Here is a 7406-nt window from a genome sequence, read left to right as displayed (position 1 = left end):
CGCGCCCGCGGCTGCTGCTGGTGCCGCGCCACCCGCAGCGATTCGACGAGGTGGCGGCACTGGTCGAGCGCAGCGGCGCGTCGCTGTCGCGCCGCAGTGCGTGGTTCGACGACCAGCCCGGCGAGGTGGCTCAGGCCGCCGACGTCTGGCTGGGGGACACGCTGCGCGAGATGCCGGCCTACTACGCGGCCGCGCGCGTCGCGCTGCTCGGCGGCAGCTTCGAGCCGCTGGGCGGGCAGAACCTGATCGAGGCGGCCGCCTGCGGGTGCCCGGTGCTGATGGGGCCGCACACCTTCAACTTCGCCGATGCGGCGCAGCGCTCGCTCGCGGCAGGTGCCGCCGAGCGGGTGGCCGACATCGACACCGGCGTGCTGCGCGCGATCGCGCTCACCGCCGACGAGCCGCTGCGTGCGCGCATGGCGCAGGCAGCGCTGGCGTTCTCGGCGGCGCACCGCGGCGCTGCGCAGCGCATGGCGGCGGCGGTGGTCGCCACGCTGTGAGCGCGACGTCGGACAGTCCGCGGGCCACGGCCTAAAATCACGGTCTTGCCGATGCAAGGTACAGGAGGCTCGACGTGGATCTGAAGTTGCCCGTGGTTCTTTTCGACGAGCTGTCCGAGACGGTGATCCGTTCCTCCGGGCTGCTCGACATGGCCAGCGGCGAGATCACGCGCGTCGACTACGAGGACTACGACATCGGCACCCAGGGGCTGCCGGCCGAGCAGGAGGACTACGAGTTCACCTCGGGCATGCTGTCGAACGGCGACCGCGACGTGGAGTTCAGGGTCGAGGTCAATGTGGTTGCCGGGACCTACTCGGTCACACCGAGCGAGCTGCTCGAACTCAAGGGCCGCGCAGCGCGGCTGTTCGCGTCGGTGCCGCCGAAGGGCGTGAGCGCCGTCGGACGCAAGCCGCACTGAGTCGCTGCGTCGCGGCTCAGCCTTTCAGGGCGCGCGCCGCTTCGCTCACCAGCGCCGGACCGCGGTAGATGAGGCCGGTGTAGATCTGCACCACGTCGCGCCGGCGTCGCGCTTGGCGCGCGCATCGGCGCCACTCATCACGCCGCCCACGCCGATGATCGGATAGCCGGCGCCGAGCGCGGCGCGCAGCTGGCCGACCACGCGGTTGCTGGCCTCGAACACCGGCCGGCCGCTCAGGCCGCCCACCTCGGTGGCGTGCGCCTGGCCCCGCACGGCATCGCGCGACAACGTGGTGTTGGTGGCGATCACGCCGTCGACGGCATTCTTCTTCAAGGTGGCGGCGATCACGTCGACCTGGGCCTCGTCGAGGTCGGGCGCGATCTTCACGAACATCGGCACGCTGCGGCCGTGCCGCGCGATGAGCTGCTGGCGACGCTCCTGCAGGCGGCCGAGCAGCGCATCGAGAGCTGCGTCGCTCTGCAGGCTGCGCAGGTTCTGCGTGTTCGGGCTGGAGATGTTGACCGTCACGTAGTCGGCGTGCGGGTACACACCCTCCAGGCCGAGCAGATAGTCGTCGACCGCGTCCTCGATCGGCGTGGCGGCGTTCTTGCCAATGTTCAGGCCGAGCACACCACCGCCCTGACGGAAGCTGGCGCGCCGCACATTGGCGAGAAAGGCGTCGAGGCCGTCGTTGTTGAAGCCCAGGCGGTTGATCAGCGCCTCGGCCCGCGGCAGGCGGAAGATGCGCGGCTTCGGGTTGCCGGGCTGTCCCTTGGGCGTGACGGTCCCCACCTCGATGAAGCCGAAGCCCATGGCACCGAAGCCGTCGATGCAGCGGCCGTTCTTGTCGAGGCCAGCCGCCAGGCCGATGCGGTTGGGAAAGCGCACGCCCGCCAGCGTGACCGGATCGTCGATGCGCGGTTGCTGCCACAGGCACTGCAGCGGCGTGTTCTGCAGCCGCGCGATCGAGGCCAGCGTCAGTTCGTGGGCGTGCTCGGCGTCCAGGCCGAACAGGAAGGGGCGCGTCAGCGCGTACGGAATGAGGGGCATCAGCGCATTTTGCTAGAGGCCGGCGTTCACCCGGTGCGCGCCCTTGAAGGTATGGCGCTTGAGCCAGGCCACGAGGTCGTCGACGTAGGTGAACACCACCGGGATCACCAGCAGGCTCAGGAAGGTCGAGGTGATCAGGCCGCCGATCACCACGATCGCCATCGGCGCGCGGAAGCTCGGGTCCACACCCAGGCCGATCGCGATCGGCATCATGCCGGCGCCCATCGCCACCGTCGTCATGACGATCGGGCGGGCGCGCTTGCTGCAGGCGTCGATCAGCGCGTCCCAGCGCGACAGGCCGCGGTCGCGCCGCGCGACGATCGCGTACTCCACCAGCAGAATGGAGTTCTTGGTCGCGATGCCCATCAGCATGATGAGGCCGATCATCGACGGCATCGACAGCGCTGTGTGCGTGATGAACAGCGCCAGGAAGGCGCCCGGCACCGACAGCACCAGCGCCGCAAGGATGGTGACCGGCTGCACGAAGTCCTTGAACAGCAGCACCAGCACGATGTAGATGCACATCACGCCGGTCAGCATCGCCAGGCCGAAGCTCTCGAACAGCTCGGCCATCGCCTCGGCGTCACCCACGGTGGTCTGGCTCACGCCGGGCGGTAAGGTCTTCAGGCTGGGCAGGGCCAGCGCGGCCTTCTCCACCGCGCCGAGCGGCTGCTGGTTCAGCTCGATCTCGAAGTTGATGTTGCGCAGCCGGTCGTAGCGGTCGATCTGCGCCGGGCCGCTCTCGAGCGTGAGCGTGGCCACGTTGCCCAGCATCACCGGGCCGTGCGCGCCGGGAACCGGCAGCCTCGCCAGCAGCGTGAGGTCCTGGCGCGCGTCGGCCTTCAGCCGCACCAGCATCGGCACCTGCCGTTGCGACAGGTTGAGCTTGGCCAGCGCCTGGTCGTAGTCGCCAGCGGTCGCGATGCGCAGCGTGTCGGCGATCGCGGCCGAGGTCACGCCCAGGTCGGCGGCGCGGGCGAAGTCGGGTCGCACGATGAGCTCCGGCCGCACCAGGCTGGACGTGGAGGTCACGTTGCCGATGCCGGGCAGGGTGCGCAGTTCGCGCTCGACACGGCTCGCGTGCGCGGCCAGCGTCGGGCCGTCCTCGCCGGCCAGCACCAGCACGTATTTCTCGCTCGAGCCGCCCAGCCCGATCTTCAGCCGCACGCCGGGCAGCGCCTCAAGCGTGTCGCGCAACTCGCGCTCGACGGCCTGCTTCTTCAAGCCGCCCCGCTCGCCGCGTGGCGTGAGATTGATGGTGAGGGTGGCCTTGCGCGCCTCCGCGACACCGGCGCCGGCGAAGGGATCGCCGCCGGCGCTGCCGCCGCCGATGGCGGTGTAGACGCGCTTCACATGCGGATGGCGCTGCACGATCTCGCGTGCCTGCTCGGCCGCGGCGCGCGTCTCCTCGAAGGTCGAGCCGGGCGGCAGCTCCAGGTAGACCTGCGTCTGCGACAGGTCGTCCGGGGGGATGAAGCCGGTCGGCAGCAGCGGCGCCAGTGCCAGCGAGCCGAAGAAGAACAGCGCGGCCGCCAGCGAGGTGAGCACGCGGTGCCGCAGGCACCAGGCGGCCGCGGCCAGGTAGCCCCGCATCAGACGGCCGTCATGGTGGGCCTGGCCGTCGGCGCGTAGCAGGTAGGCGGCCATCATCGGCGTCAGCATGCGCGCCACCACCAGCGAGGCAAACACCGCGATGGCCGCGGTCCAGCCGAACTGCACGAAGAACTTGCCGGCCACGCCGCTCATGAACGCGGTGGGCAGGAACACCGCGACCAGCGTGAAGGTGGTGGCGATGACCGCGAGGCCGATCTCGTCGGCTGCCTCCATGGCGGCCTGGTAGGGCGTCTTGCCCATGCGCAGGTGGCGCATGATGTTCTCGATCTCGACGATCGCGTCGTCGACCAGGATGCCGACCACCAGCGACAGCGCCAGCAGCGTCACGCCGTTGATCGTGAAGCCCAGAAGGTGCATGCCGACGAAAGCCGGCAGGATGGACAGCGGCAGCGCCGTGGCCGAGACCAGCGTGCTGCGCCAGTCGCGCAGGAAGAACCACACCACCACGACGGCCAGCAGCGCGCCCTCGAGCAGCAGCTTCATCGAGCCTTCGTAGTTGTCGACCACCGGGTCGACGAAATTGAAGGCCTCGCTGACGGTGATCTCGGGGTGGGCGGCCAGCAGCCGCTGGAGCGCTCGCTTCACACCGGCATCGACGTCCACCTCGCCGGCACCGCGGCTGCGCGTGATCTCGAAGCCGACCACCGGCCGGCCGTCGAGCAGGGCGGCCGAACGTTGCTCGGCCACGGTGTCGCGCACGCTCGCCACTTCGTCAAGGCGGATGCGGCGGCCGTCGCTCAGCGCGATCTGCACGCGCCCCAGTTCCTCGGCCGACTGCACCGTGCCCAGCGTGCGCACCGACTGTTCGGCCCCGCCGACATCGGTGCGGCCGCCTGCCGCCTCCTGCTGCACCTGGCGTAGCTGGCGCGAGATGTCGGCCGCGCTGGCGTTCAGCGCCAGCAGGCGGCCAGGGTCGAGCTCGACCGCGATCTCGCGCGTGACGCCGCCGACCCGCGCCACCGCGCCCACACCTTGCACATTGAGCAGCGTCTTGGCCACCGTGTTGTCGACGAACCAGGACAGCGCCTCATCGTCCATGCGGTCCGAGGCGACCGTGTAGGTGAGGATCGGCATGCCCGCCAGGTCGACCTTGGCGATCACCGGGTCGCGCAGGTCGACGGGCAGGTCGGAGCGCACCCGCGAGACGGCGTCGCGCACGTCGTCCACGGCCTCCTGGATGGGCTTCTCTAGGCGGAACTCCACGGTGATCGTGGCCACGCCGTCCTGCACCTTGGTGTACAGGTGCTTGACCCCCTGCACCGAGGCGACCGAGTTCTCGATCTTGCGCGCCACCTCGGTCTCCAGCTGCGACGGCGATGCACCGGGCAAGGCGGCCGTGACGGTGACCATCGGCAGGTCGATGTCGGGGAAGTTCTGGATCTTCATCGCCCGGAACGACATCAGTCCCAGCACCGTCAGCAGCGCGAACAGCAGGATGGCCGGGATCGGATTGCGGATCGACCAGGCGGAGACGTTGATGTCCATCGGCAGCTCGCGGGTCGGTCTCAGGGGCGGACGCGGCGTCGGCGCGCGGGCCGGCCGGCACCACGCGAACGAGGTCGCCGTCGCCGAGGAAGCCGGCGCCCGAGGCCACCACCAAATCGCCGGCCTTCAGGCCGTCGAGCACCTCGATGCGTTCGCCCAGGCGCCGCCCGGTGGCCAGCTTGACCTGCGCGAGCCGCGCATCCGGTCCCACGCGCAGCGCATAGCTGAAGCCGTCGCGCAGCACCACCGCCGATTGCGGCAGGGTCAGCGCCGGCGAGCGGCCCAGTTCGAACTCGCCGCGCGCGAACAGGCCGGCGCGCACCTGTGCGCGATCGTCGCCGTTGGCCGGCAGGTCGACGTAGACCAGGCCGTTGCGCGTCTGCGGGTCGATGGTCGGCGCGACCATGCGCACGCGACCGGGCGTGCTGCTGCCGTCGCCGTGCAGCAGCCGCACCGGGATTCCGGCGCGGAGGCGAGGCAACTCGGTCGCGGTGACTTCGGCGCGCCATTCGAGCCGTCCGCCGCGGATCAGTCGGAACATCTCGGCGCCCGGCTGGGCCACAGCACCGACGGCGGCGGTACGTGCCGAGATCACGCCATCGTCGGGTGCGAGCACGCGGGTCTGGCGCAGCCGCAGTGCCTCGACCTCCAGCCGGGCCCGCTGCGCCTCGAGGCGCGCACGCGCCGTCTGCTCCGCGGTCAGGTACTGGTTGATCTGCTGGCTGCTGATGGCGCCGGTGGTCTGCAGCTGGCGGGCGCGCTCGGCGTTCGCCTGGGCCTCGGCCAGCGTGGCCTCGGCCTCGGCGAGGGCGGCACGGGTCTGTGCCAGGTCGGCCTGCACCGTGTCGGGCGACATCAGCGCCAGCACCTGGCCGCGCCGGACACGATCGCCCACGTTGACCCGCACCTCGGTGAGGCGGAAACCGCCGATCTCGGCGCTGATCGACGCCTCCTGCCAGGCCGCCACGCTGCCGTGGGCTTCCAGCGTACGCGGCCAGTCGAGCGTCTCGGCGCGTGTGGTGGTCACGGTGAGTGCCGGCTTGCCGGCCGAGGTCGCCGCCGACGCGGCGGGGGCGGCCGCTGCCGCGCCGTCGGGTGCGCTGCGGCCGATGGCCAACCCCACCGCAACGGCGATCACGCCGGCCACAGCGACGGCCGCGACGATCCACTTGCGCGATCTCTTGCTCTCCTGCATGCCCTTTACCTCGTCGTCGTATCGTCGTCGGCCTGCCAGGCGCCGCCGACCGTCTTGTAGAGCTGAACCCAGGCGCTCACGCGCTCTCGCCGCACCTGGATCAGCCCGGCGTCGGCCGCCAGCGCGGCACGCCGCGCCTGTTCCAGGTCGAGCAGACTGCCCACGCCGACCTGCCACTGGGTCTGCGCGGCGGCCAGGAACTCGCCATAGCCCTGAGCCGCCCGCTCGGCGTCGGCTTCGCGGCGGCCAGCCGCGTCCAGCCGCAGCAGGGCTTCCTCCACCTCGCGCACGGCGGCCAGCGCGCGCTCGCGGTAGGCAGCCATCGCGCCGTCGTATCGCGCCTGCGCGGCATCGACGTTGGCGCGTCGCCGGCCACCATCGAACAGAGGCATCAGCAGGCCGGGACCGAAGGACCAGGTCGTGCCGTCGAACGTCTGGCCGCCGCTGCGGATGGATGCGCGGCCGATCGAGCCCGACAGGCTCAGGCGCGGAAAGCGATCCGCCTGGGCCGCGCCGACCTCGGCCGCCGCCGCGACGATGTTGCGTTCGGCCGCAGCGAGGTCGGGACGCTGCGACAGCACGGCCGCGGGTACCGCGGCGACCTCGAAGCTGGACGGCTGCGGCAGCCGGGCGCGCTGCGGCAGCAACTGTTCACGCAACGCCGGTTCGGACGTCGCGGTCAACTGCACCAGCTGCCTGACGGAGAGCTCGCACTCGGTCTGCTGTGCCGCCACGCGGTTGACCGCCTCCGCTGCACTGGCCCGTGCGAGCGCGCCGTTTGCCGGTGCGTCGAAGCCGGCGCGGACCTTCTGTCCCACCAGGTCGGCGGTCTGCTGCAGCGACGCCGCGTCCTCCTCGTAGACCGCCAGCACGGCCTCGCAACTGCGCAGGCGACGTAGGTGGCCGCCACCTCGGCCGCCAGGCTGACGCGGGCGTCGTGCCATTGCGCGCGGCTCGCGTCGGCCCGCGCCTCGGCCGCCGCAACGCCCTGGCGCACGGCGCCGAACAGGTCGATCTCCCACAGCGCGTCGAGCGTGGCACCGCTCGTGGTCTGGATGGCGCCCGCGGGCGGCAGCACGCTGCGGCTGCGCACGGCGCTCGCATTCGCGTCGAGCGTGGGCCAGCGGGACGAGCCGGCTGCCT

At 71.4% G+C, this 7406-nt stretch carries 4 protein-coding genes and 3 pseudogenes; 2 read left to right on the top strand and 5 right to left on the bottom strand.

What is annotated here, in order from left to right; all coding sequences use genetic code 11:
- Positions 1-500 (top strand): 3-deoxy-D-manno-octulosonic acid transferase (locus Y694_RS24995; RefSeq protein ID WP_036235166.1); only part of this gene is annotated, 500 nt, incomplete at its 5' end.
- Between the two features lie 74 nt (positions 501-574).
- Entirely contained in the window at positions 575-919 is a 345-nt protein-coding gene (locus Y694_RS18405) for a hypothetical protein (protein ID WP_011829732.1), read from the top strand.
- 16 nt (positions 920-935) lie between these two features.
- On the opposite strand, the pseudogene Y694_RS18400 reads toward Y694_RS18405, so the two are convergent.
- The 5 genes and pseudogenes from Y694_RS18400 to Y694_RS27265 form a co-directional block, all read right to left on the bottom strand.
- Positions 936-1969, bottom strand: a pseudogene (locus Y694_RS18400) (quinone-dependent dihydroorotate dehydrogenase).
- 12 nt (positions 1970-1981) lie between these two features.
- Positions 1982-5068, bottom strand: coding sequence for an efflux RND transporter permease subunit (locus Y694_RS26200; protein ID WP_011829730.1), 3087 nt, complete (start codon positions 5066-5068; stop codon positions 1982-1984).
- Positions 5069-5141: 73 nt separating this feature from the next.
- Positions 5142-6263 (bottom strand): annotated as a pseudogene (locus Y694_RS18390) (efflux RND transporter periplasmic adaptor subunit); the annotation flags it as partial.
- A 5-nt stretch (positions 6264-6268) separates the two neighbouring features.
- Positions 6269-7135, bottom strand: coding sequence for a TolC family protein (locus Y694_RS18385; protein WP_051495884.1), 867 nt, complete (start codon positions 7133-7135; stop codon positions 6269-6271).
- 80 nt (positions 7136-7215) lie between these two features.
- Positions 7216-7341, bottom strand: a pseudogene (locus tag Y694_RS27265) (hypothetical protein); the annotation flags it as partial.
- Positions 7342-7406: the final 65 nt, after the last annotated feature.

Source organism: Methylibium sp. T29-B (genome assembly GCF_000576225.1).
Classification (GTDB): Bacteria; Pseudomonadota; Gammaproteobacteria; order Burkholderiales; family Burkholderiaceae_C; genus Methylibium; species Methylibium petroleiphilum.
The sequence above is the reverse complement of the archived record's forward strand: the minus strand, read 5'-3'. Positions and strand labels throughout refer to the sequence as shown.